The 24,319-nt window shown below is 66.8% G+C and carries 25 protein-coding genes and 1 tRNA gene; 20 read left to right on the top strand and 6 right to left on the bottom strand.

Annotated features, from left to right (window positions below):
• Window positions 1–209: 209 nt before the first annotated feature.
• On the bottom strand, window positions 210–1,226 hold the full coding sequence (locus tag Q7X29_RS13500; RefSeq protein ID WP_280305903.1) for an Abi family protein: 1,017 nt from the start codon (window positions 1,224–1,226) through the stop codon (window positions 210–212).
• A 1,322-nt stretch (window positions 1,227–2,548) separates the two neighbouring features.
• Window positions 2,549–4,360, bottom strand: coding sequence for an AAA family ATPase (locus tag Q7X29_RS13495; RefSeq protein ID WP_316574261.1), 1,812 nt, complete (start codon window positions 4,358–4,360; stop codon window positions 2,549–2,551).
• Window positions 4,361–5,942: 1,582 nt separating this feature from the next.
• Here Q7X29_RS13495 and Q7X29_RS13490 point away from each other — a divergent pair.
• Entirely contained in the window at window positions 5,943–6,491 is a 549-nt protein-coding gene (locus Q7X29_RS13490) for an HD domain-containing protein (RefSeq protein WP_316574260.1), read from the top strand.
• Here Q7X29_RS13490 and Q7X29_RS13485 read toward each other — a convergent pair.
• Complete coding sequence (locus tag Q7X29_RS13485; protein ID WP_316574259.1) at window positions 6,484–6,951, bottom strand: NUDIX hydrolase; 468 nt, start codon at window positions 6,949–6,951, stop codon at window positions 6,484–6,486. The two genes, Q7X29_RS13490 and Q7X29_RS13485, sit on opposite strands and share 8 nt — an antisense overlap.
• Complete coding sequence (locus tag Q7X29_RS13480) at window positions 6,926–7,696, bottom strand: helix-turn-helix domain-containing protein (protein ID WP_316574258.1); 771 nt, start codon at window positions 7,694–7,696, stop codon at window positions 6,926–6,928. The genes Q7X29_RS13485 and Q7X29_RS13480 overlap by 26 nt, the downstream gene beginning before the upstream one ends.
• A 98-nt stretch (window positions 7,697–7,794) precedes the next feature.
• On the opposite strand from Q7X29_RS13480, the gene Q7X29_RS13475 reads away from it, so the two are divergent.
• The 18 genes from Q7X29_RS13475 (at window position 7,795) to Q7X29_RS13390 (ending at window position 20,851) form a co-directional block, all read left to right on the top strand.
• A complete protein-coding gene (locus Q7X29_RS13475; protein ID WP_316574257.1) occupies window positions 7,795–8,046 on the top strand; it encodes a helix-turn-helix domain-containing protein in 252 nt (83 codons plus the stop codon).
• The gene (locus Q7X29_RS13470; RefSeq protein WP_316574256.1) at window positions 8,043–8,234 is read left to right on the top strand and encodes a hypothetical protein; all 192 of its coding nucleotides are present in this window, start codon (window positions 8,043–8,045) and stop codon (window positions 8,232–8,234) included. The genes Q7X29_RS13475 and Q7X29_RS13470 overlap by 4 nt, the downstream gene beginning before the upstream one ends.
• Entirely contained in the window at window positions 8,234–8,383 is a 150-nt protein-coding gene (locus Q7X29_RS13465) for a hypothetical protein (protein WP_316574255.1), read from the top strand. Before Q7X29_RS13470 ends, Q7X29_RS13465 begins: the two co-directional genes overlap by 1 nt.
• Window positions 8,380–8,679, top strand: a complete 300-nt coding sequence (locus tag Q7X29_RS13460) for a hypothetical protein (protein ID WP_316574254.1) — start codon at window positions 8,380–8,382, stop codon at window positions 8,677–8,679. Before Q7X29_RS13465 ends, Q7X29_RS13460 begins: the two co-directional genes overlap by 4 nt.
• A complete protein-coding gene (locus tag Q7X29_RS13455) occupies window positions 8,676–9,083 on the top strand; it encodes a hypothetical protein (RefSeq protein ID WP_316574253.1) in 408 nt (135 codons plus the stop codon). Before Q7X29_RS13460 ends, Q7X29_RS13455 begins: the two co-directional genes overlap by 4 nt.
• The gene (locus Q7X29_RS13450; protein WP_316574252.1) at window positions 9,080–10,171 is read left to right on the top strand and encodes a hypothetical protein; all 1,092 of its coding nucleotides are present in this window, start codon (window positions 9,080–9,082) and stop codon (window positions 10,169–10,171) included. The genes Q7X29_RS13455 and Q7X29_RS13450 overlap by 4 nt, the downstream gene beginning before the upstream one ends.
• A complete protein-coding gene (locus tag Q7X29_RS13445) occupies window positions 10,168–12,168 on the top strand; it encodes a type IV secretory system conjugative DNA transfer family protein (RefSeq protein ID WP_316574251.1) in 2,001 nt (666 codons plus the stop codon). The genes Q7X29_RS13450 and Q7X29_RS13445 overlap by 4 nt, the downstream gene beginning before the upstream one ends.
• Window positions 12,169–12,201: 33 nt before the next feature.
• The gene (locus Q7X29_RS13440) at window positions 12,202–12,816 is read left to right on the top strand and encodes a hypothetical protein (protein ID WP_316574250.1); all 615 of its coding nucleotides are present in this window, start codon (window positions 12,202–12,204) and stop codon (window positions 12,814–12,816) included.
• Window positions 12,817–12,841: 25 nt separating this feature from the next.
• Entirely contained in the window at window positions 12,842–13,228 is a 387-nt protein-coding gene (locus Q7X29_RS13435) for a hypothetical protein (protein ID WP_316574249.1), read from the top strand.
• Window positions 13,229–13,253: 25 nt separating this feature from the next.
• Window positions 13,254–15,071, top strand: coding sequence for a hypothetical protein (locus Q7X29_RS13430; protein ID WP_316574248.1), 1,818 nt, complete (start codon window positions 13,254–13,256; stop codon window positions 15,069–15,071).
• Between the two features lies 1 nt (window position 15,072).
• On the top strand, window positions 15,073–15,516 hold the full coding sequence (locus Q7X29_RS13425; RefSeq protein WP_316574247.1) for a hypothetical protein: 444 nt from the start codon (window positions 15,073–15,075) through the stop codon (window positions 15,514–15,516).
• A 1-nt stretch (window position 15,517) separates the two neighbouring features.
• Entirely contained in the window at window positions 15,518–15,925 is a 408-nt protein-coding gene (locus Q7X29_RS13420; protein ID WP_316574246.1) for a hypothetical protein, read from the top strand.
• Window positions 15,925–16,974, top strand: a complete 1,050-nt coding sequence (locus Q7X29_RS13415) for a toprim domain-containing protein (RefSeq protein WP_316574245.1) — start codon at window positions 15,925–15,927, stop codon at window positions 16,972–16,974. The genes Q7X29_RS13420 and Q7X29_RS13415 overlap by 1 nt, the downstream gene beginning before the upstream one ends.
• 221 nt (window positions 16,975–17,195) lie before the next feature.
• Window positions 17,196–17,621 carry a hypothetical protein gene (locus Q7X29_RS13410; protein ID WP_316574244.1) on the top strand — a complete coding sequence of 142 codons (426 nt, stop codon included), beginning with the start codon at window positions 17,196–17,198 and terminating at the stop codon, window positions 17,619–17,621.
• Window positions 17,618–18,538 (top strand): DUF2637 domain-containing protein, encoded by a 921-nt coding sequence (locus Q7X29_RS13405; protein ID WP_316574243.1) that lies wholly within the window; start codon window positions 17,618–17,620, stop codon window positions 18,536–18,538. Before Q7X29_RS13410 ends, Q7X29_RS13405 begins: the two co-directional genes overlap by 4 nt.
• Window positions 18,535–19,329, top strand: a complete 795-nt coding sequence (locus tag Q7X29_RS13400; RefSeq protein WP_316574242.1) for a DNA cytosine methyltransferase — start codon at window positions 18,535–18,537, stop codon at window positions 19,327–19,329. The genes Q7X29_RS13405 and Q7X29_RS13400 overlap by 4 nt, the downstream gene beginning before the upstream one ends.
• A 35-nt stretch (window positions 19,330–19,364) precedes the next feature.
• Window positions 19,365–19,631, top strand: a complete 267-nt coding sequence (locus Q7X29_RS13395; RefSeq protein ID WP_316574241.1) for a helix-turn-helix domain-containing protein — start codon at window positions 19,365–19,367, stop codon at window positions 19,629–19,631.
• Window positions 19,631–20,851, top strand: coding sequence for a site-specific integrase (locus Q7X29_RS13390; RefSeq protein ID WP_316574240.1), 1,221 nt, complete (start codon window positions 19,631–19,633; stop codon window positions 20,849–20,851). Before Q7X29_RS13395 ends, Q7X29_RS13390 begins: the two co-directional genes overlap by 1 nt.
• Before the next feature lie 43 nt (window positions 20,852–20,894).
• Here Q7X29_RS13390 and Q7X29_RS13385 read toward each other — a convergent pair.
• Together Q7X29_RS13385 and Q7X29_RS13380 are read right to left on the bottom strand one after the other, a co-directional pair.
• Window positions 20,895–20,968, bottom strand: a tRNA-Pro gene (locus Q7X29_RS13385).
• A gap of 377 nt (window positions 20,969–21,345) precedes the next feature.
• Entirely contained in the window at window positions 21,346–22,584 is a 1,239-nt protein-coding gene (locus tag Q7X29_RS13380) for a PucR family transcriptional regulator (RefSeq protein WP_316574239.1), read from the bottom strand.
• 156 nt (window positions 22,585–22,740) lie between these two features.
• Between Q7X29_RS13380 and Q7X29_RS13375 the strand changes: the two genes are divergently transcribed.
• Window positions 22,741–24,249 (top strand): flavin-containing monooxygenase, encoded by a 1,509-nt coding sequence (locus Q7X29_RS13375; RefSeq protein ID WP_218721070.1) that lies wholly within the window; start codon window positions 22,741–22,743, stop codon window positions 24,247–24,249.
• Window positions 24,250–24,319: the final 70 nt, after the last annotated feature.

Genomic DNA, 24,319 nt, shown 5'->3' with positions numbered 1-24,319 from the left:
GCGGAGACACCGGTAAGCCATACCAGCGCGTCATGCCAGTCTGCGCACCTCGCCGCACGCGTCGTGCAATCGAACAGGTCGGAGTCGAAAGTGATCTTCTCCTGCCCTGACCGGCTAAGCACCAATTCCTGAGGAACTTGCCGTTGAGTGACTTCACCACGGCATCACCGCCGTGGACGATGCTCGATCGCAAGCACCATGCGAGCCGATCACTCTGCCAGGTGCCGACTCCAGAAGCCGTCGTCGGCCCAATCCGCGGGGACACCCATCCCGGACAGGTTCATCCGCGGACGGGTGCTGAGAAGTTCGTGAAGCCGTCGGGTCCAGCTGCTGCGCGGCGACACGGAGTCGAGCACCGACTGCAGGGACACGAGAACAGGATAGAGCCGCTGCCTCGATCGCTCGGGCAGCGCTCCCTTTCCTTCCAGCCAAGGGATCGTGGGGGTTGTCGGGATCGCCGGGTTGACGCCGAGGCCGACGTTCCACAGCCGTCCGTGATGGGCGCAGATGTTGCGCACGCGCACATAGGTCTTCAGCCAGGACTCGAGCACCGTGGCAGTCAGGCCGATGCTCGCCGCGATCGCCGTCCGATCGGCGCGCCGACGAAGATTGCAGTATGTACTGGTTAGCTGTCCGATGGCCAAGGTCTCCACCATCAGCCAGGAGGGCGGCAGCTCTGGGGCGCCGTAGGTCATGAGGTAGTGCTCGAGTGCCGAGCGATGGACCAGCGGGCCGAGTCCGGCATCCGGCTTTCCGCACAGTCTCTCGTCACAGCGTTCGCGGACGATTTTGAGGAGCCCGGAGTGTTTGCCCGTCTTGTCGAAGTGCCGGGCGTCGGTGTACCAGTGAGAATCGTCGTAGTTCGTCGACATGTGGTCGGTCAGTGCCGCACGCACGGCGACCTCGACGCGTTCGAGAGCGTCCATGACCAGCAGTCGCAGCGCACGGTCGAAGACGTAGAGGTCGACCACGTCGTCGAACGCCGTGCCCGGCCGGAAGGCGTGGTCGGGCTGGCCTTGTTGGAAGGGGATCGTGTAGGGCGAGAGACGGTAGTAGCCGATGTGGCGCAGGTAGCGCCGCGCCTTCTCATCATCCGGGATGCTCAGACCGCGATCGGTCAGGCGGCCCACAAGGTCGTCGAGGCTCAGCGGAGGCTTGTCGTAGTCGAGCGAGCCCCGCGAACGTGGTGGAGGCGGCGTCCAGGAGGTGCGCTTGGAAGTGGGCATGCGCGCTCCTCTTGCCTGGGCAAAGAAAATCCCCCAAGTGCGCTTCTACGAGAGGCGTGGGGGATGTAGTGCCAACAGGTTAGCACGGAAGCTGTGCTCGCGGAAAGGAACCACAGACACCGTCTGCGCGGCGTTCATCTCGCCCCCGGGTTCCTGTCGGCGCGCCCCGCACCCGTCCGAGCCAGTCCTCACGAGAATTAGTGGGGAATTAGTGGGGAGAACGAGTCAGGCCGGGCTCCGATGATTTTTCGGAACCCGGCCTGACCTGCACTTGTTGTGGAGCTAAGGGGAATCGAACCCCTGACCTTCTCGATCAAGAGTCCGATCCATGCGCCTGCAACGCCGGTCTTCACTGTCGATCCGCGGGGCTACCGATCCTGTGGCCGTGGAGCGATTCGGCTCGCCTCGACCGTTCTCCCGGTCGAGGCGAGTGCTTCCCCGTGCACCCACGCGCCGCTACGTCGCGGGGCGGTATCCACCCTAGATGCTTCAGATCTCGTTCCAAGGAGCCACGCCCAGACACAAACAGATTCGGCAAGGCCATCCTGGCCGTATTAGCAAGTGGCACAGGCATCATCGTGCCGGACCTGCAGGAGAGCGCGTGCCGCCGGTCGCGCTTGTGCACACCTCGCTAGAAAGATGCGGCCGCGCCGGCACAACGGACCACCGAAGAAGGCCGAGCATCGACGTGACAGTACTCGGGTGGGCTCCGTCGCTCAACGCGTCACACTCCCCCGGTGCGCACGGTGTGTACAGGCCACCTCACGTTGGTCACCTCCGGGCGACACTCATCACCCTTCGAAGCGTGGGCCGTCGCCAGACATCGCTCAGCATCTGCGCAGAGCTGCCGCCGGAGCGCCCTACCCCCTCGTCACGGTCGGTACATGCACCCCGCCGACGGTGCGTGCATCCAACGAGGTGGTCGGCGCAACATGGGGCGCAAGAGAGCCATCGAGACCATATTGGACGAACGATCAGAATCGAAACTGTGGGGTTTCTGTGAGAAATCGGCAAACCACGTCAAATCTCGGACACAAGAAAACCCTCTCCGACCCAGGTCAGAGAGGGTTTTCACTGTCGGGCTGACAGGATTTGAACCTGCGACCACCTGACCCCCAGGACTGACGATTGAAGAAAAGCGCACGTCACACACGGTTCGCATCAAGGCGGGCAGCTGCTCTCATGCCGGTAGTTCAGCAGCGCGCATGACGTGCGGTCCCCAACTGGTCCCCAGCCCCACGATCATGCCGTCGTCCACGATCTGGATTCACGAGGGGCCGCCACTCCCGCTGATGCCAGCAGAGTTAGCGCAGCCAAAGGATCTAGTGAGCTCCGTCGGCGACTGGTGCTGACAGGTGATTTGCCTGGCATACCGCAGCCACGATCTCACTCAGAGCGCTCCGTCCGTGCTCAGACAGCTTCTCAACCGGACATCCCAGACGGACAACCTCGCGCGCAATTGTCACCTTGTTCGGTTTTGATGAACCGCCGACAAATACCTTCCCGAGAGGTGACGAAAATTTCCCAGCAGGGAGATTGTATTTCTTATTTGAGTATTTGTTGCCAATCGCAGTCGAGATGATGTCTCTTGGCACATAATTCTCGATTGTATACCCTTCCGTGACCCACCCGACTCCGCCCGATGTTTTCAACTCGTCAAGCACTCGACGCTTGGTTGAATTTATTTCATCCGAAGTAGACTTTCTATCAGAGTCGATCACTACGGCAACATTTCGATTTATCATCGCCAGTTCGATGAATTCATTTACACTCTCATCGTGAGCAGCCGTTAAATGGTTTAGCAGACCTCCGCCATAGAACATGATAGAGAAGTGCACCCCTTCCTCCAATCGTGGGTCTAGGAGCGATATCCAATAGGCCAAATAGATGCGATCAGACGGTCCCTCGACCCATATCATGAAATTCGACTGCACAATATCAGAAGCTCGATTGCCCAAATCGGACACAGCTTTTGATAGGCCCGACCTGCAAATCACCGGAGCCACTCTAGTCCACCCGTCTACAGACATAGACAGATGGGAGATGGAAGCGATCTCTGAATCGAGTATCGCAGCCGAATGCGTCGAGATTAGGTACCGATTTCGCTTGTCGTCAGCCCAGTAGCGAAGCAACTTTCGCTGCAGCGAAGGATGGAGGTGAACCTCCGGTTCTTCGATACACACCAACTTACCTTGCACTGTTGCAGTGATCGCAGCCATGACAATGAGCTCCGCGATCCCGGTACCTAGTTGCCTTACTGGCCTGAGCCTTCCGCCCAGTTGAACAAGGAGGTCGGTGCCAGATCGGGGCACTTCGATCTCCGCCGTTTCATCCTCAAGTACAGTGCGCACCAGATTCTTCAGCGCCTCGAACCGCTCCTTGCTGGCCTTATGATCGGCGTAATCTGGCCGCTCCAGGCGTCCGAGCTCTTCAATCAGCCCCCGACCGTTCCGAAGGGCATTGGCCTCCCCTGAGGCCGGAGCTGTTGTGAGCTCACGAATTGCATCCACTTGATACACTTCTGGTATGTATCCTAAGACCCCCAGCCGCTCGATGATTTGCACATAGTTGTGCTGAGAATTACCCGTGGATGATTGCATTTTCCGCAGAGTTTCGTGGATCCACGTCTCCGCCTCAAGCTGGTCGAGCTTGAGCTCTTCCTTGGCCCTCAAGAATTGCGAAAACGACGCGCGTGGTTGCGCGCCAGAAGACGTCCCGTCAATCGCGATTTCGAAATCGAACCAAGCAACTCCAGGATTTCCTCGGCTATAAGCATTTGTCGCCAAGAGTTCCGCTAGATCAACCTTTGACTCGTCGCTCCTCCTGCTCGATTTGCGCAAAAATCGATCGTATGGCTCCAGAAGCTTGTCACCAACATGGAGTGCAATACTTACTTTCCGAACACGCTCCGCATCCCATCCCTCAGGGGCGTTATCTCGAAGAACATTTCGCGCCGCTTCGTCACGCTGTCGAAGCTTGGCAACTACATCATGTGCGGCTGACAGGCAGTTCGACTTCCCGACGTTGTTCCTACCCACAAGTAGGTGAATCTGCTCCATCGGTCCGACCAGCTCAAGGGTGTCACCGCCGAAGCTCTTGAAGCCCTCGATCGCGAATCCAGCAAATATGTCCACCTGTGCACTATAGGCGTCCGACACTTGGTCGGGATGCATCGTAGCCAGTCACTCGCCCGGATTCCTAGAATCACCGCCATGCGCGCCCGGCCATAGCCGTAGGACCGGTCTTTACGGCCCTAGCACGTAAGCGCGCACGAGCCGGCTGGCCAGTTCCAGCGGCGAACGTCGGTGTTGTGATGCCGCTGCCGCTCCTCGGTAGAGCTCTTCGAGGTCTTGCTGCCTTAACCAGTCGATCGCGGTCGCAGCGCGTAGGCAGGCACAAGCTGATCGATCAGCTCCAACGGAGGACGGCCATCGGCATAGGCGACCGAGTATGTGACCCTGCCAAGCCACTCGCCGGCATAGGTTGGGACCCAGTGCGTCAGCAAACCCGGACGCTCCCCGGTCATATCCACCCCAGCACCGTTGACGTGGCGAGGCGCACCCGGATCACGGATCACGATGGCGTCCAAGCGCACCCACACCGGTTTCGGCGATTCCACGACCGTCTTCGCGAAGTGCCCCTGCGCGTGCGGGTACAAGGGCCGCGGGGAAGTTCCCTCGGTCCGCATACCCTCATCCGACACCTCCACAGTCCGACTATAGTCGAACATGTGTGCGAATCTGTTCGGCCCTACCTACGAGTCGGCGTCTGGACCGAGCCGGCGCCACGGTTTGCGCCCGCTACCACCGGTCTCGGCGCCAGCCGCGCTATCGCCACTGCGGTGCCATGTCATCGCATCGGCGGACACCATCGCGTCCACACCTGTCTCGCGTGCGGCGCAGTGACCTTTGAGCCGCCGCTGCACGACGACTGCGAGCACTCAATTGGGTGAGCCTGGTTTCGCTGGCTAGCCAGCTATGCCCACTTCGTGAGGTCAAACGTCGGACAGTCAGATCGCCCTGGGGAACCGTAGATCGGTGGCTGCCGTCAAACCTCACCATGGGAATGGATTCCGTGGATCGCAACGCGCTCGTCGACGCCGGCCTTGATCCGGATGACCCGCAGGTATGGGCTGATCAGCTGTGGGTGAGCGACATACTCGTTTGCTATGGACTGTGGGAGCGAATGTAACCGATATGGGTAAGTACGTCGTCAATTCTGGCGGGACAGTGGCGGGATAGAGGCGGGACTTCGTCGGGACACTGGCGGGACTCGGAAAGTCCCGCCAGTGTCCCGACAGGCACGGTTCAATACATGCCTTGATCTGGGCGCTTCGCGCTGTCTCCCTCCCCACCCCGGCCAACACTCTCTAACGCTTCGCTGTCAGAGAGTGTTGGCCGGGGTGGGGAGGGAGACAAAAACCAGTAGGTGAGTGGGTGAGCAGAAATGTGAAGTGAGAGTTGAGAAGTGGAAGGTGAGGACCACAAGGGACGGGCCGGGTTGGGTGAGTGGTTGCGTTGGGAAGCGCCCGTTGCGTTCGCAACGTGGTTCGGTGGAGTGGCGGCGATCGGTCGTGCGGCTGCGGTACCAACGCGAATTCTGGGGGTTCGGATTGGTTTGCCGCGGTGCGGCAGGTGCCCGCGTAACCTGACCACAACGAAGGGGTTGGCCGCTGCAGGTGCGTCGGTCTTGGTCCGAAGTCGATACCGTGGACGCATGACCGCTGACGCTGTTGCTTGGGCCGAATCGCTGGCCCGGTCGTACCTGCGCGACCTGCCGCGTCGGCTTCGGCACGTCGAGGGAGTGGCCCGACATGCCGAGCGGGTCGCCGCCACGGTGGACGATCCGGAACTGTTGGTCGTGGCAGCGTGGTTGCACGACATCGGCTACAGCGCCGAACTCGCGACGACCGGCTTTCACCCAGTTGACGGCGCCGAGTTCCTTCGCGCACAAGGTGCTTCGATTCGGCTGTGTGCCTTGGTCGCCCATCATTCGTGCGCCTGCGTCGAGGCGCGCCGACGCGGCGTTCCGATCGCCTGGGAAGACGAGCGAACCTCGTTGCGTGACGCGCTCTGGTGGGCGGATATGACTACGACCCCAAGCGGCGAACCGACCGATGTGCGCAGCCGGATCGCCGAGGTTCTGCACCGCTACGGTCCAGGCCACGTCGTTACCGACTCGGTCAGCGAGTCTGCGCCCGAGCTCATCGCTGCGGCCGACCGGACCGAGGAAGCAGCCCAACGCGCCGGCGTCGACGTCAGGTGAAGTAGGGCGCGGAGCTCGCCAGCCCGTGCTCGATCCGAAGTTTGATCGACGGGTGCACGTCGAGCGAGTCGAGAGCGGCGGGCGCGACCCAGAGAACCTCTTTCGACTCCTCGCTCGTCCGGAGCGTTCCCCCGATTGGACGTGCACGGAAGCAGATCGAGAATTCCTGCCGAACTTCGCCGTCGTCGTACGCGATCACGTGCTCTGGGTTCGAGAAGACCCCGACCATGTCGGAGACATCCACCTCGATGCCCGTCTCCTCCAGCACTTCGCGAGCGACCGCTTCGCTGACAGTCTCGCCTGCTTCGAGGCCCCCGCCGGGGATCGAGTAGCGATCGTTGTCGGTCCGCCGAATCATCAGGATTCGGCCATCGCCATCGAGCACCACGGCGCTGACCGCGACCTTGATCGCGTTCGGCCGCGGTGCCGCCGGATCATGAAAGTAGTCTGTCCGTCCCATTGTGTTCGTCCTCCGTCGCGGTTGCCCACACGTACTCAAAACTAGTCATATACGTGTCGAACAGGTCGCCGTCGGGCAGCTGGCGGATGTGCATCGCCGGGTTGTGCGCACCAGGTTGGCCGTAGGTGTGCATGTTGACGATCATCTCGTCGTCGAACCGGAAGATCGAGTTGTAGAGCGTGGTGTCGTGGTAGCGGAGCTCCACACCGTCGACGTCGCCGAGGTGACGTACCAGGGCGAGGGCATTGCTGATACGCGCGCCAACGGTGCCGGTGTGCAGGCGCTCCTCTGCGCTGCGTTTGTCCGCCTCCGGGGCGGTCGGGCGCCCGAACAGCATTCGGACCTTCAACCCCTCACGAGTCCGCTTCCTGACCGCCTTGGTGAACTCCGGCTCTTCGGCGAGGAACAGCCCCGCGAGAACGAGAATGTCCAGCCGCTCGGTCGCGGATGCGAGCAGCCGGCGCCAAAGGTCCGACGGAATGTCGTTTCGATGCGGGTAGACGGTGATGACCTCCGACCCGCTGACCTCCGCGCGCCGCTCGGATGAGACCGCATCCGGCCAGAGGTATTTTTCGGTCTCACGAACGAGCGCAGCGACGGCATGGCGGTGCCGCGGATATGGAACGCGACCCTTCGTAATCCACCGTTCGACGGTCTTCGGCTCCACGCCGGCGCGCTCGGCGACGTCGGAAATATCGAGCCCGTTACGCAGCAGAGCCTCGCGAAGCCGCTCGTTCGCCATCATGCCTCCAGGGGACGTCTAGGGACGTCTTTAACTGTACGTTGGACGTCCTCCCCCGTCCAGCTATGCGGTTCGGAAATCCTCAAATTTCCCGAAAAGTGATGAAGGCCAAGAACTTTCCTCACTTTGACAGGAGATGGAACGTGGAAAACACGGCATCCGAGACGCGCAATCTCATCAGCTTGAAGACAGCTGCATCGCTCATCGACGTCGACTCCAAGACGATCCGAAACTGGATCGCATCCGGCGACATCGCCGGGTATCGGATCAACGGCAGACTGCTCCGCGTCGATCGCTCCGAACTTCTCGCACTGGTGCGCCCGGCCCAGCTCGCCCAGGGCGGTGTGGCGTGAGCGCGGCGAAGACCCGCCCAGCGGGTTCGAGCAAGTTCGATCGTCTCGTCGATCCCGATGGACTGCTGAGCCCCGAGGAGCGCGCCTACCGCGCCGAGCGGGCGCGCAAGGCTCGCCGAATCCTCGCGTCGAAGTCGGCGCAGTCGCGCCGCCGGGGTGGCGCAGGTCGCCGCGGGGGTGAGTTCTGATGCGGGCGAGGACGTTTGCGATCGCGGTCGCGGCGGTGTCGGTGGGGATGCTCATCCTGACCGCGCCCGAGGTCGTCGGGTTCACGGTGATGGTGCTCGGTGCGATCGCGCTGTGGCGGTCGTCGAAGCGGGCGGGGCTGCGGCGATGAGCGGCGGTGTTTTCCGGTCGGCTCGCGAGGACCGCAACGAGGTCGGGCGCAGCGCGTTGGGTTCGATGACGCGCCCGGAGTTCATGGGCGTCGGCGCGGTCTACGCACCGCTGAACTATCTGCCGATCGCGCTGCGGCTGGTCGTGCTCGCCGGGCTGCTGGTCGTGGCGATGTACGGCTGCAGCGTCGCCTGGGTCGACCAGCAGGACTATCAGCCGTCGCTGAACATCTGCCAGCTCGACGCGAACACACGCATCGCGCAGGCCGAGCCGTGCCCGGTGAAAGGCCGACCGTGAGCCGCTACCACGACCCGGAAGGCCGCCGGTTCGGCGTGCCGACCTACCCGTGGGGTTTCGCCCCCTCGCACCTGCGGACGCGGCGCCAGCTCGCCGCGGAGGGCAAGCGGCCGGGCGATGAGTACGAGGCACAGATGTTGCGAGGCCGGCGGGGACGGGACCCGCTGCGGGCTCACCTGTTCGACCAGGACAAGGCGGAGCCGAAGCGGGAGCCGACCGAGGCGCAGCTGGACGCGCTGCGGATCGCGCGCTGGACGCGCTCGGCGCAGGCCGCCGAGCGGCGCGGCATCGACGCCACAGACATGCGGGAGCTGATCGAGCAGGCCAGGACCGATCTGGCCGCTCGTCACCGAGACCGGGCCGCCAATCGGCAGCAACGCCCGGGAAGGGAGCGAACACGATGAAGATCGACCACAAGCAGAAGGTGGCCCGCTGGGCGACGTTCGAGGTCGACCAGCGTGACGAGATCATCGCCGGCCTGCGTGACACCGGACTGACCTACCAGGAAATCGCCCGCCTGCTGGGCATCCGCGCCCGCCGCGTCGAGGCCACCCTCGGCGAAATCGACGCCCTGCATTCGCGTGGGCTGAGCATGGCGGAAATCAGCGCCCGCGTCGGCCTGCCGCGCACCACGGCGCGGGGTATCACCGGTGCTGGAAGGACGTTGTCGACGTCTCGGCGTACCGCGGTGCTGTCGGCCCTGTCGGACATGCACGGGATGCAGGTCGACACCCTGGGCTGGTTCCTGGGGATGGAACGCAACCACGTCTACGCACTGGTCGCGAACCTGGTGCGCGGCAACGACGTTCATGACCTCAAGCAGGTACAGCCCGGCGAGAAGTGGGTCGTGCCGACCCGGATCACCGCGGCGACCTACCTGGGGTGGCGTCCGGCCGAGTGGCAGCCGCCGCTGATGTACGCCGAGCACTACCGCGCGGTCGCGCAGGCCCGGATCATGCTGGTCGGTTCCGACCCGCAGCTGTGGGTGTCCGAGCGCACGCTGCGCCACCGGGCCCAGTCCGTCGAGGGCGGGCCGCGGGGCAAGAAGCCGGCGCCGATGTCGGTGTCGAGTGGCCGCGAGCCGAAGCTGGGCCGCCCGCACATCCACGACGGCCGGTTCCTCGGCGTGGTCGAGGGCCATCACGGCTGGTGGGCGCTGGAAGTCGAGCTGTCGAAGAAGCAGCCCGACGCGATGGACATCGCCCTGCGCGGCGCGATCCGCGCGGCCCGTGACAGCGAGACCGAGCCGATGGTCGGCGTGCTCTACCTGTGCCGCACCGCCTCGGTGCTCGACAACGTCCACGACGCCGCGGCCCGCCTGCCGCAGAGCGAGTTCGGCGATCTGGCGCTCGACCTGGTGATCAACGACTTCGATGCGCGCTGGTCGCGCTGGCTCAAGCGCTACGCCGAGGTTCGCGAGGCCAAGAAAGCAGCGAGCGCGAACCGGCGCCGCAACACCCTTCTCCACTTCTCCGAGCAGGAAGCCTCATGACGTGCCAGCCCCTCATCACCGCCTCTGACTGCACCCCGGTCAGCCGCCCGACCACCATCACCGCCACCCCGAGCCCGGCGCCGGTCCCCGTCGATCCCGGTGCGCCGATGCCCGAGACCGGGCCAGTCGCGCCGCCGGTCGAGGTCGGCGGGGTGGATCTGCCGGATCTGCCGCTGCCGGACTTCGGTGCGCTGGCGCACGTCGCCGGGACCTCAGCGGTGATCGCGTTCGTGGTGATCGCGATGCTGCTGTTCATCGTCGCGGTCGCGACCGCGTGGCCGCTGGACCCGCACCGCCTGCGCAACTTCGCCATCGCGTCACTGCTGTTGCCGATGTCGTCGGTCGTGGTCGGCGGTTCCTGGTCGACGCCCTGGTCGCTGCTGTGGTCGGGTGCGGAATCGCTGGCCGCCGGAGACTTCTCCGGGCTGGTGCCGATGCTGGCCGTCGCGGGGCCGGCAGCGATGCTACTGGCGACCTTGTGGTGGGCGAAGTTCCTGGTGCAGAACGGGTCGGTCGGGCAGAAGTCCCTCGCCCGGACCGAACGCATCCGGTCGGCGATGGCGACCCGGCGCAGCCAGGCCGCGGCCCGCGCCGCGAAGCTGGGCGCCCCCTACAGCACCGGTGACTCGATCGTGCTCGGTGTGCTGTCCGAGCACGTCAGCGCCGAGCCCGGCGGGTTCTGGCGCTCGCTGACCGCCCGGCACATGCAGTGGCTGACCATCCCCCACGCCGACGTGAAGCGCCACGTCGGAATCATCGCCACGACCGGCGCGGGCAAGACCACCCTGTTGGAGCGGCAGTTCGTGTCGATCCTGGAAACCGAGTGGCGGGCCTGGCAGCGCTGGAAGGACGTGCCGGTCATGGCCGGGCGCCACCCGCGCCCGCTGGTGGTCATGATCGCCTGCAAGGGCGGCGAGGACGACCGGGTACTCGGCGAGACCCTGCGCAAGGACGCGCTGGCGCTGGGCGTCGACGACGAGCGGATCGCGCTGGTCCCCTCGCGCGATCGCCTCGACATCTGGAACATGCCGCCGCGGGACATGCGTGGTGTGCTCAACGACCTGATGGTCGGCGGCGAGTCGACCACCAGCGAGGGCCAGCACTTCGACGAGATGCGCAAGCGGATCGTCACCCTCGTCGTGGACGCCCCGGCGGGGCCGCCGCGCTCGTCGACAGAGTTCCTGGCCCGGCTCGATTCCGAGGTGCTGGTCAAGCTGTGGGGCGGCGCCCCGGATGTGGTGCGCCAAGTCGAGGCGCTGCAGGCGGAAAAGGTGCCGCAGCTCGACGACGCCCTGATCAAGATGTCGAACCTGTTCTCGCTGTTGGAGGACCACAACGGCAACGGGGTGTTCGACGGCGGCAAGGACCTCGACGAGCTCGACGTGCTGTTCGTGACCGTACCGGGCATGGATCCCGATTCCGGTCGCGCCCAGGTCGCCGCGATCATCCGCATGGTCATGCAGCGTGCCGGGCGCACCGCCAAGGACCAGCGCCGTTCGGTGTCGCTGATCATCGACGAACTGTCGGCGGTCGCGACCCAGTCGCAGGCGATCGGGCTGGAGAACGTCGCCGAACGCGGCCGCTCCCAGGGCGTGGCGCTCACCTTCGCCGCGCAGTCGCAGGAGGGCGTTGCCCGCGACCAGTGGACGCTCAACCGGCTGCTCAAGGCTTGCGCGGGCGGTTTGATCCTCGGTTACAGCGAGAACGCCGGCGAGGTGTGCAAACACTTCGGCTCGATCCGCTCGGCGATGCCGTCACGGCACCTGATCAAGGGCCAGCGCCACGGCGACGAGGGCTCGATCAGCTACGGCGAGAAGTGGCTGGTCGACCCCGACCGCGTGCGCCAGCTCGCCACCGGCGAAGTCGTCTACGCCAAGCAGGGCCACGCCTACTACGGCCGGGTCGTCCCGGTCGACCGCGGCGAACTCAAGCCGCTGCCAGGCACCCGCACCGCCGAACCGGCCCTCTCCCCCGATCCCGAACACGCTGCCGTCTGAGGCGACCCACTTCTCACCCGAAAGGACCTGTTCATGCGCATCATTCGCGGCAACGACGACCACAACGACGACGAGCACAACCACGACCACGACGGGCAGCAGCGGCCGGCGACCGAGCCCGAAGCCGCCCGCATGGCCGAAACCCTCATCGACGAGGCCGAGGCATTCCTGGCCGCCGCGGCCGACGCCGTCCCGCACGAGCCCGCTCCGGCACCGAAACCGGTTGTCCGGCTCGTGAAGTCGCTGACCAACGAGCCGGTTCGCCCGGTGCCGGTCGAGGACGAGCACCTGGTGCCCGCGCTGCGCCCGCAGCCCGAACCGGCACCGACCGCGCGACGGGTGCCGCGTTGGGCACGCACCGCGCTGCCTGGCTCGCTCGTTGTGGTCGGTCTCGCCGTGGTCACCACCCACGGTCAGCCTGCGGTCGTCGCGGTGCCGATCGACCTCTACGCCGGAGCGTGGGTCGGGTTCCTGTTCTGGAACGCCGCGCATCGCCCGCCGGTCCGCGACATCGCCGCCGCGATCCTGTCCGGCGCGATCGGCCTGATCACCGGCGTGTTCGCGGTGCTGCTGGCCGGAATCCGCGCCGTCGTCGGCGCCATCACCTACCGCCGCACCACGTTCGAGACCACCCGCACCGCCCACTGACTGACCACAACGAAAGGACCCCGCCATGCCTGCCACCAGCCCCGAACCGATCCTGCCCATCCCGTCCGACCTGCACGAGCAGACCTGGGCCGCCGCCGAGGCCCTGCAGACCGTGCGCCGCCAGATCAGCGAACTCGAACAGCAGTACCGCGAGCTCGGACATTCGCCCGAATCGCTGCGGGTGGACAACCTGGGCGATCCGATCGACCCCGCCACCGCGACCAGCGCCACGCAGATGTGGCTGGCCAGCACCGGTCGCGCCCTGCAGGCCGCCGACGACGGACTGCGCCGAGCCACCTCATACACCACACGTCTGTCGCTGACCGAGCAGGCGTGCGACGAGCGCGAGCTGCGCATCGCCGACCGCCAGGCCGCCTTCAACCGTCGCCGCGACATCCGCCGCGTCCGCTGAACCCACCACAAGAAGGAGAAACCGCATGTCAGATAAACCAGTCGAAGACGAAATCACCGAACAGGCACGCCATTTCGGGCGCGCGCTGATGGCGCTTGCGTCCCAGCACGGCCGGGCGGTGTCCTGGCTGGAGCAACGCCGCATCCGCAAGGAGATCAGCCGTGCACTGCGCCAGCAGCGTCAGGCCGAGTACCTGCAGCGGCAAATGCAGAAGATGCACACCGAGCAGGCTGTGGACCGCTACCGCGCCCACGCCTATGCCGTGCAGGTCCGTGCCAACAGCCCCTACATCGATGCCAACCGCCGCGCTCGTGACCAGGTCGCGCTGCGCAGCCACGCCGTCGACCTGCAGGACCGGGTGCTCAACAGCCGCAGCCTCAAGCCGGTCGAGCAGGGCATCGCCCTCGACGGCATCGACGCCGCCACCGCGTTCCCGAGCGTCGACCGCAAGGGCGCGCTGTTCGCCGGCGCGTGGCGGGTCAAGGGCATCAACGCCTTGCGCTACCGCGCCACCGTCGCCCGGACCCGCGAGGCACTGCCCCAGCAGCAGACCCAGGTGAGCGAGGAGCGGCGCCGCATCAACGAGCCGCGCACCGTCGAGACATCGCAGCCGAGCCGCGCGCGGAAGTCGACACCCGAGGAGCGGGAGGTCGCGGTGCAGGCGCTGCGGCGAGCCCAGCTCGACTGGGACCTCAACGCACCCGACGCCAACGCCGGTGAGCTGCGCACCTACGACGGCAGGGTCCAGGCCGCCGTCGCCGCTGCCGCCGAGGCGGGGGTGCCAAAGCGGCAGGTCGAGTGGGAGCGCTCGCACGCGGTCGAGAACTCGAAGTTCACCGCGAGCATCTACTCGACGCGCCCGGGCAGCGCCGAACCCCAGCTCACCCAGACCTTGCACCCCACCGAGCAGGACGCCGCCCGGTGGACCCACTTCGCTGTACGCCGCACGGACTGGGTGCCCGGCGTCGCGTTGAAGGCCGCTGTCCACGAACGGGGTTCGCGTGACCCGCGGTTCGTGGCTGATGGCGACTACGAGCAGGTCACCGCGCGGACTGCGTCCTGGGCCAGCCAGCGCGAGCGCCAGCAGTCCGACAAGTCCGCCGCCGCGACGAAGCCCACGGCCGAGGCCGACCGGTTGTCCGAGGTCGAGAAGCAGCTCAAGGCGATCGCGGCCGACCGCGACCGGATGGAGTCGAAGGTCGGGATACTGCAGCGCGGGTTGGACGCGGTCACCGCCGACCGCGACAGCATGCGGTCCAAGCTCGACGCCGCCGAGGGCCGGATCGAGACGCTGACCAACCGCAACCAGCGCCTGGCCGCCGAGATCGACGAGGTTCGCCGCGACCAGCCCGACATCGAGTCTCTGCGCGCCGAGCGCGACCAGTACAAGGCCGAGCGGGATCAGGCGGTTGCCCGGCTGGCCAAGCGGACACCACCGCGAGACCGGTTCGGTAGTCGGGAACGGGTCGCCGCCGAAGGGCGCGATACAGAGCGGATGCCGGCGCCGGGGCGTGAACGGGTCGTCGCCGAAGGGCGAGGCACCGAACAGGTTCCATTCCACGACTTGGACGCCGACGTTCAGCAGGCACTCGCGAACGAGATGTTCACCGCCTACGAGAACACCGATTCGGCGGTGATCCGCGAACAGCGCGCCGGTTCGGGCAACGACCAGGAAGCGCTGAACAAGTTCGCGCAGTGGTGGATGGACAAGGGCCTCGTGCAGTACCGCACCGAACAAGGTCAGCCCATTTACCGCGACGGGCCGAACTCTCCTGCACCGAACCCCGGAACCCCCATCGCCGACCGCACCAACAGCCGCAACGGAATCGAAAGGAGCCGCTGACATGCAGCGCGAACACGAAGAAGCGATGCGCACCGACTTCGCGCGCTACGTCGACCTGGCCGACCAGATGGACCACGGACTGACCCGCCGGGACCAGCCGATCACCGAGGAGCAGGTCGTCTCGATCGGTGACCAGCAGCGGGACCTGCAGGACCGCTGGCGCAACGGACCCCACGCCGAGCACTGGAACTACCTCAACGACGCCCGCGACGACTGGCGCCAGGCCCCGCAGACGATGCGTCGATTCCACGAAAACCTCGCCCACAACGGCGAATTCGACCCGGTCGACATCAACATGCGCAGCCAGGCCCAGGCCGCCGCACTGCATGCCCGCTCGACCGAACGCCACGAGAAGTGGATGGCCGAGGCCCGCGAGCACCAGGCCGCCGAGCGTACGGCGCGATCGACCAAGCGGACCCGCACCAGCGCAGAACGGAGCCGCTGACATGGACCCGGTCACCGAGGAAGTCATGCGCGAGGACTTCGCGCGAGTCGTCCAGCTGAACAAGCAGATCCGCGCCAGCGCCGGTCCCGACATCGGCCACAACGTCGAACACGGGCGCCGGATGGCCGCCGGGGAGCGCAACACCTTCGTCAGGGCGTGGGCACTGGGCGAGCACTCGCAGCGGTGGAACCTGCTGCGCGGCGCGCACACCGCGTTCGAGCTGGCCCCGGAGGCGATGGTCAAGCTCCACGGCGACATCGAATCCGGGCGCGACAACCACGGTCTCGACGCCATCGACCAGCGCAGCGTCCGGCAGGCCGGTGAGCTGCACGGCCGCGACAACCCAGACCTGCGTCTGGCCTTGATCGCCGCCGGGCGCCGACGCTCGCCGATCGAGCGGAGCCGCTGATGAACCCGCAGCCCGATCACACCGGACGTTCGTGGCGGGTGATCATCGACGCGCTCGAATCCCACCACTACGGCCCCGGTAAGGGGTCCGGTCAGCCTGAATCGTGGAACCGGTACCTGTGCCCGGTCCACGAGAGCGACGGCGGCCACCACACGCCCAGCCTGGGAGTGCGGTACGACCCGCGGCAGGCCAAGACGATCGTGCGGTGCTTCTCCGGAACACGCTGCGACGACGCCGAGGTCCTGGGCCGGATCGGGCTGCGGGTGCGCGACATGTTCGACCGGCTGCCCGAACGCGCCCGCCACGGGCACAACGGCGGCAGTCGGTCGGACAGCACGGCGCCGGCGCGGACGCCGCGGCAGGTGTTCAGCCGCGCCGAGCAGGCGATCCTCGCGGCCCGGTTCGAGTTCCCCACCAAGCCCGACCTCGGTGCGCAGACCGGACGCCCGGAGGTCGAAGACACCTACGTCTACCGGTGGCCCAACGGGCGCGTCGAGGGCGCGGTCGTGCGCATGCGGACCCCGCACGAGCACGGACACGCAAAGTCGTTCTACCAGCGGCACTGGACCGGAACCGAGTGGGAGAACACCGGATTCGCGCCCCTGCCCTGGCACCTGGGCGACGTACGCGAAGCCCTCGACACCGGGCGCGAGCTCTACATCTGCGAGGGCGAGAAAGACGTGCAGCGTGCCCGCCGCGCCGGGCAACTCGCGACCTGCAACGCCATGGGCGCCGGGAAGTGGACCGCCGACCACGCCCGCTGGGTCCGTGGCGCTGCCCGCGTGATTGTGGTCGCCGACCGCGACCGCGCCGGATACCGGCACGCGAGCACGGTCGCCGACAGCCTCGAAGGCCACGTCGGCGAGGTCCGGGTGCTGCAAGCCGCCACGGGCAAGGACCTCTCGGACCACTTCGACGCCGGGCACGGCATCGACGAACTCGAACCCGTCCGCTACCTCGATCGCCTTGGATTCCGCCACCAACACCAGACCACCGCGCCACCGGCGTCGCGAGGCCGCGACCCGTCACCGCGCCAGCGCACCCGCTGAACAGACCACAAGACTGGAGCCCCCGATGCCTCTCGAACCGACCCGACCGCCGACCGCGACCGACGGCGACCCGGCCGATTTCCACCGGATCTGCGACTGCCACATCACCGACCGATGCACGCGCTGCAGTGGTTGCGTCGTGTGCGACCGCTGCCACTGCGACGAGCTTGGCTGACTCCGGAAGTCCGCCGACAAACCGACCACAAACGAAGGAGAACCCCGTGACCACCACAAACTTCGGCCAGCGCTTCCGCAAGGCCGCCCGCCCCGCACCCGCGTTCGGCAAGACCAGCCAGCCCGGCACCACCGTGACCGGATGCATCACCGCCATCACCGAGGAACCCAAGCTCAAGTTCGGCGGCGCCCCCGGCGAGGTCGAACTCGACAAGGACGGCGCGCCCGTCCAGCAGCTCGTCATCACCATCCAGACCGGATCCGGACCGCGAAACCTGTTCGTGTCCTGGCGCATGGAGCAGGCCATTGGCCGCGCACTCGAAGACGCAGGCGTCGAGGAGTTCGAGATCGGCGCCGCCCTGTCGGTCACCTACACTGGGCCCGACCCGGAATACACCAAGGCGCGGTTGTTCAGCGCGACCTACGCCCCGCCGAAGGTCGCCGGCGCCGCGACCGGACAGGGCGGCTGGTGAGCGCGGCGACTGCCGGTGCAGTCCCGGTGCGCAGCGAGCAGGCTGCGCACCGGTCCGCACCGAGCAGTGCACAGCCCGCACCACGCGACCCCAGCGAGGTCGCCGCGGTCCGGTTCTTCTGGGGCGAACTGATCCTGGTCGCGGTCATGTCCATCGGCGGCAACGCCGTGCACGCCTGGCTCAACGCACCGCCCGGAATGGAACTCGTCGCCGCCGTCATCGCGACTTTCCCGCCGATAGCGTTGCTCGCAGCAACCCACGGCGTCGGACTTTTGGTCCGCGCGCGGTCCTCGGCGAGCCTGGCCTACTGGGCCGTTGTGGTCCTGACCTTTGTGATTGCCGTGGTCGCGTTCCGGCTGTCGTTCGACGCCCTGCGCGATCTGGCCGTCCAGGTCGGCATGAGCGAACACCTGGCATGGCTGTTCCCGGTGATCATCGACGGCGCAATCGGCCAGGCCACCGTGGCCCTGTTGGTGCTCGCCCGCAAGGAACGCACCGCACCCGAACCGCTCCTGCGCACCGATGCGCACCCGGTGCACAGCGCCGAATCCGTACGCACCGTCGCGGTGCGCGAAGTCCACACCGAAACCCGTGCGCTCACCACCGAGACACCGCCGGCACCCGCGCTCGGCCCGGTCGAACCGTCCGAAACCACCTCTGCGGTGCACTCGGTTCACACCGACCGGTGGGCCGCTGTGGCGGAGATCGTCTGCGGTGCAGACCCGGCCGGGCGCCGTGATCCGGAGAAGGTCGCCGAGATCCTGCGACTGCGACACGACGACGGCCTGTCCCACGCCCGCATCGCTGAACGCGTCGAGGTGTCGGCCTCGACCGTGACGCGGACGCTGTCGGCCGCCGCCGAACTCGGCGACAACATCGCCGACGCCGGTCTGTTCACGGTCGGTGGTCCGCAGTGACGATCGGGACTCAGGGCGCGTTCGACATCGAGCACGAGCTGTCGGCGCCTGCACCTACCGCGAGCAAGCCCCGGCTGCTCGACCTCTACAGCGCGGCCGGCGGGGCATCTCGCGGCTATCACCGAGCCGGATTCGACGTGGTCGGTGTCGACATCGCCGAGCAGCCCGACTATCCGTTCGAGTTCCACCGCGGCGACGCCATCGAGTTCCTGCTCGCCCACGGGCACGAGTTCGACGCGATCGCGGCCTCGCCACCATGCCAGGCGTCGTGCACCTTGACCAAGGGCACGAACCGCGGTCGCGAATACCCGCAGCTAATCCCAGCCACCCGCGACGCCTTGAACCGGGTCGGCAGGCCGTGGGTCATCGAGAACGTACAGGGTGCAGCGCTTCGCCGTGACGTGGTGCTGTGCGGAGAGATGTTCGGGCTCGGGGTGATCCGGCACCGAGTGTTCGAACTCGGCGGGTGGTCGGCGCCGCAGCCGAAACATGTGCCGCACCGCGGTCGCGTCGCCGGCTGCCGCCACGGCCAGTGGCACGACGGCCCATACTTCGCCGTCTACGGCGACGGCGGCGGCAAAGGCTCCGTCGCTGACTGGCAGCGCGCGATGGGCATCGACTGGACCACCGATCGACGCAGCCTGGCCGAGGCGATCCCCCCTGCCTACACCGAGTGGATCGGCCACCAGCTCCGACAGGTCATTTCGCCGCGAGTACGGCCGTCGATGTCGATGCCGCACGGCCGCGCGAAACGCCACAGCACCACCAGAACCGATCAGCGCAGTCACTAAACGCTCAACCTGAACTCGTGAAAGGAGACCAGACGATGGAAGAGAGGACCACGATCGGCGGGGGTACGCCCGCCGATGTCGGAAGGGCTGGCGGTCTGGCGTTGTCCGCCGACGGCTGGTACACCACAGAGGAGGTCGCGGCGTTGCTCAAGGTCGACCCGTCGAGCTTGCGACGCTGGAGGACCGCGGTTCCGCCGCAAGGACCGCCGTTTGTTCACCTCTCCGGCAGGGTGACTCGGTACCTGGGCGAGGACCTGCTCGCGTACTTGCGCCGCAACCGGACCGATCCAGCGGCGGCGTGATGGACACGAAAGCAGTTCACGCCATCCCGCTTGGTGTCGAAATTCGCGCTGACATCGAGGAACGGAACCGCGCGAAGCCCTTTCGGGCACGGGTGCGCTGGACCGATCCCGCAACGAAAGCGCGACCGTCCAAGTCCGAGTCCTTCGATACCCGCGAGGAAGCCGAGGCGTGGGTCGAGCGGATCAGGAGCGCAGCCGCGCGCGGCGTCGATCCGAAGATGGCGACCGCCACGCTCGCCGACTACGGCAGCGCGAGCTGGGAAACAGCGATGCGGGGTATCGAGGCCAAGACGGTCGGCGACGCCTACCGGCCGGCGTGGGCACGCCGCGTTGTCCCGACGCTGGGTCACCTGCCAGTGACGATGGTCAGCGCGGGCATCGTCGACCGGGCGGTCATGAACTGGATCGCGGCAGGAGTCAGCAAGTCCGCAGTGAAGAACAGCCTGGCCGCACTCGCGCGCGTGCTCGACCAGGCCGTCCGTGACGAGGTGATCGACCAGAACCGGGTAAAGATCACGGGCTGGCAGGGACAGTACGAACGGATCGAAGACGAGCTGGATGACCCGCGGGCGTTGGCCTTGCCCGACTGGTCGACCCTCACGGCGCTGGCCGATGCCCTCGTCGCCGCGTCATCAGACGAGTTCCGCGGCTGGGGCGACGTCGTTCTCTTCGCGGCCTGCACCGCCTCGCGCATCGGCGAGGTATCCGGTGTCCGAGTGAAGGACATCGACACCGACCAATGGATCTGGAACCTTCGCCGCCAAACCTCGCCCGGCCCCGGCGGCATGCTGGACAAAGGCACGAAAGGCAAACGGTCTCGCCGAGTTCCGATCATCGAGGAGCTTCGGCCCATGCTGGCCAACCGCATTCGGGCGCGGAAGGACAAGCCCGACGCGCGCTTGTTCGTCGGTCCGCGCGGCGGGCGCATCCAGACCGGAGTCCTGCAGAAGGCAACGCACTGGGACGAAGTGGTCACCCGCCTGGGCTATGAGCACCTACGGCGACACGATCTGCGCCATACCGGGCTCACCTGGTTCGCCGACGCCGGCGTACCCCTGCACAGGCTCCAGCAGATCGCCGGACACACCGACCCGCGGATCACCCAGCGATACCTGCACCCCGACATCGTCGCGCTCCAAAAGGACGGCGACATGCTCTCCGCGCACCTCAAAATGCCGAGACGGTCCCCAAATGGTCCCCAGCTCCGACTGGTCCGATAACGAAAAATCCCCTCCGACCCAGGTCGGAGGGGATTTTTCTTTGTCGGGCTGACAGGATTTGAACCTGCGACCACCTGACCCCCAGTCAGGTGCGCTACCAAGCTGCGCCACAGCCCGTTCTTGCCCCCGTCGCCGGGTGCTCGAAAAGATTACCGCACCACTCTGCGTAGGAACTAATCGGCTGGTAGATGGCTGTTTTTTGCAGGTTTCCGCTGCGGATCCAGTGGAGGTAGGGCGCGGGCGCGCACCCCTCCGAGCGGGTCGACGACTGGGCGTAGGCCGACTCCGGCGGATCGGAGATCGTCGAGCCCGGGGCGGCGTCCGGAGGATGTTCGTCAAGCGGGCCAGGGATCTCGCCGAACGCACCTCCACCCCTCCGGATTTCACGCGCTGCGGGAGAGGCCGCTGGGTACCGACCTTTTCTCCGCCATCGGAAGTTGATCGGCGGCAGGTCAATTCAGTGGCGTTGCGGGCGAAGGGGTTCGGCGGTGAGTTCACCGTGTCCAGCGGAGTACCTCGAGGGCAGCGCCGATGGCGATCGTATTGCTCGCCAGTGGGCGGGGCAGCAGTTCGTCGGCGCGGGACAGGCGGCGGACGACGGTGCTGCGGTGGGTGTACAGCCGGTCGGCGGTGCGGGTGGTGCTGCATTGTTGTTCGAGGTAGGTGGTGACGGCTTCGATCACGTCCGGTTCGGCGGTGACCAGGGCGCCGAGGGTGTCGGCGACGAATTCGTCGGCGCGGAGCGGGTCGGCGGTCAGGACGGTGACCAGTTGGACGTCTTCGTGGCGGGCCACTCGGCGGTGGGAGGTGAGGCGGGTGAGCATGCGCTGGGTTTCGAGGGCGTCGAGGTGGCTGCGCCGGAATCCGGGGATGCCGAGGCCGGGACGACCGATGGCGACGCGCACGTCCGGTGCGTCGGCGAGCCCGGCGTGCACCGGGTCCAGTTCCGGTGCCGCGTCGACCGGCAACCACAGCCACAGGGCGGCGGCGCCGGCCACGATCGTCAGGCGGTGGGCGGCGCCGGCGACTCGCAGGAGCAGTTCCGCCGCCGCTTCGAGCTGGTCGCTCGCGCCGGGTGAGGTCGCCCAGAGGACGGCCGCGGTGTGGGGTCCGGTCAAGCGGTAGCCGAGTTGGCGTTCGGCCTCTCCGCGCCGGATCGGCGCGCCTTCGAGCAGTAGTGAGACGGTGGCGCGGCGTTCGGCGTTGGTGCCGCGGGTCAGGTCCTCGCGTTCGGCCTTCATCTGCTGGGTGACGGCGGCGACGGTGTCCTCGACGTAGGTCGAGATCGACAGCGACGCCAGTTCCAGCAGTTCGCGGAGTTGAGCGGGGTCGTCGGTCAGCCCGAAGCAGATCTCCATGCAGCGGTTCCAGACGACGCTGTAGCCGGAGCGATAGGCGTCGAGGGAGGTCTCGTCCAGGCCGCGCCGGACCAGGTCACGGGCCGCGGAGAGGGCTTCGGGGCCCAGGTTCGGTGGGACCCGGCGACCGGGGTGCTGCACATTGGACCAAGCCCAATGGGTGATGTTGGCCAGGTTCGCGCGGCGCACCGCCGCGGCGAGGACGGGGTCTTCGGCGATCCGGCGCATGCGCTCGCCGGCGAGCGAGGCCGCGTGCAGTTCCTCCAGCCACTCCCCCGACGGCCGCAGTGCCGACTCGGCCGCCTGCCGGATGAGGGTGACGATCTCCGGACCGGGCTCGGGCCAGCGTGCGTCGCGTGCATCATTTTGCCGCATCAGTCGATGATGCTGCGTCGTTATGTCGTAGCGCAAGCACGTCGTTTTGCCCGACTCTGGACAACACACCCGCCCGGCGCAGTTCCGCCAGGCGCGGCCACGAACCTCGCCCTCCGCGCAGGCACTCGCGCAACGGAGCCGGACCAAGGAGCCGCTATGACATCCACGCCGACCGCCGCCGATCATGTCGACGTGCTGATCATCGGCGCCGGGATCTCCGGTATCGGCGCGGGCCGATATCTGCGAACCCTGCTGCCGCACAAGACCTTCACCATTCTCGAAGCCCGCGCGGGCCTCGGCGGCACCTGGGACCTGTTCCGCTACCCCGGTATCCGCTCGGACTCCGATCTGCACACCTTCGGCTACGAGTTCAAGCCCTGGCGCGACGAGCAGTCCATCGCCGACGGCGCGCGCATCCTGGACTACCTGCGCGAAACCGCCACCGAGAACGGGCTCGACGAGAGCATCCGATACCACCACAGGGTCGTCAGCGGGTCGTGGTCCTCGGAGCGGGCGCGCTGGACGGTGCAGGTCGACCGCACCGATACCGGCGAACGCCTCGAGCTGACCGCGAGCTGGATCTTCTCGGCCGCGGGCTACTACCGCTACGACGAGGGATTCACCCCCGAGTTCACCGGCCGGGACCGGTTCCAGGGCACCGTCGTGCATCCGCAGCAGTGGCCCGAGGACCTGGACTACACCGGCAAGCGTGTCGTGGTGATCGGCAGTGGTGCGACGGCCGTGACCCTGGTGCCCGCGATGGCGGAGTCCGCGGCGCACGTGACGATGCTGCAGCGCACCCCGACCTACATTCTGCCGGTGCCGAGGAAGGACGCGATCGCCAACGCGATGAAGCGGGTGCTCGGTGACGAACGCGGCTACGCCCTGACCCGGCGCAAGAACATCGCCCAGCAGAAGCTGGTCTGGAGCCTGTCGCAGAAGTACCCGAGCGTGATGCGGCGGATCATCCGGTGGACCAACGCCAAGCAGCTGCCGGCAGGCTATCCGGTCGACGAACACTTCAACCCGCCCTACAACCCGTGGGAGCAGCGGCTGTGCACCGTGCCCGACGGTGACCTGTTCACCTCGATCAGGCGGGGCCAGGCCTCGGTGGTCACCGATCGCATCGACACCTTCACCGAGAACGGGATCCGGCTGGTCTCGGGCCGGGAACTCGACGCGGACATCATCGTCACCGCGACCGGCCTGAACGTGCGGGCGTTCGGCGGTATCCCGGTGACGGTCGACGGCCGCGCGGTCGACGCGGCGAACACGGTGGCCTACAAGGGACTGATGCTTTCGGGGGTGCCGAATCTCGCGTACGCCATCGGCTATACGAATTCCTCGTGGACGCTGAAGATCGGCCTGCTGTGTGAGCACTTCTGCCGCCTGCTGGCCCACATGGACGACAACGACTACCGGATCGCGCGCGCCGAGGTCGCGGACCCGTCGATGCCGACCCGGCCGTTCCTGGACTTCGCCGCGGGCTACATCCAGCGGGCCGTGGCCGAGTTGCCCAGCCAGGGGGACCGGATGCCGTGGCGGACGTCGATGAACTACCAGGACGATGTGAAGCTCCTGCGCGAGGCCGCCGTTCTGGACCCCGAACTGCATTTCGAGACCGCGCGTCAGCGGGCCCGGCGCACGGCGACGGTCCCCGCGTAGCCGCCACGTGCGACCGGCCCGCCGTCCGCGTGGTGGGCATAGGACTGCGCGGCGCGGGGTTGGCAGTGGA

The organism is Nocardia canadensis (genome assembly GCF_032656385.1).
GTDB lineage: Bacteria > Actinomycetota > Actinomycetes > Mycobacteriales > Mycobacteriaceae > Nocardia > Nocardia canadensis.
Note: the sequence above shows the minus strand (reverse complement) of the source record. Positions and strands in the feature narration are given on the sequence as shown.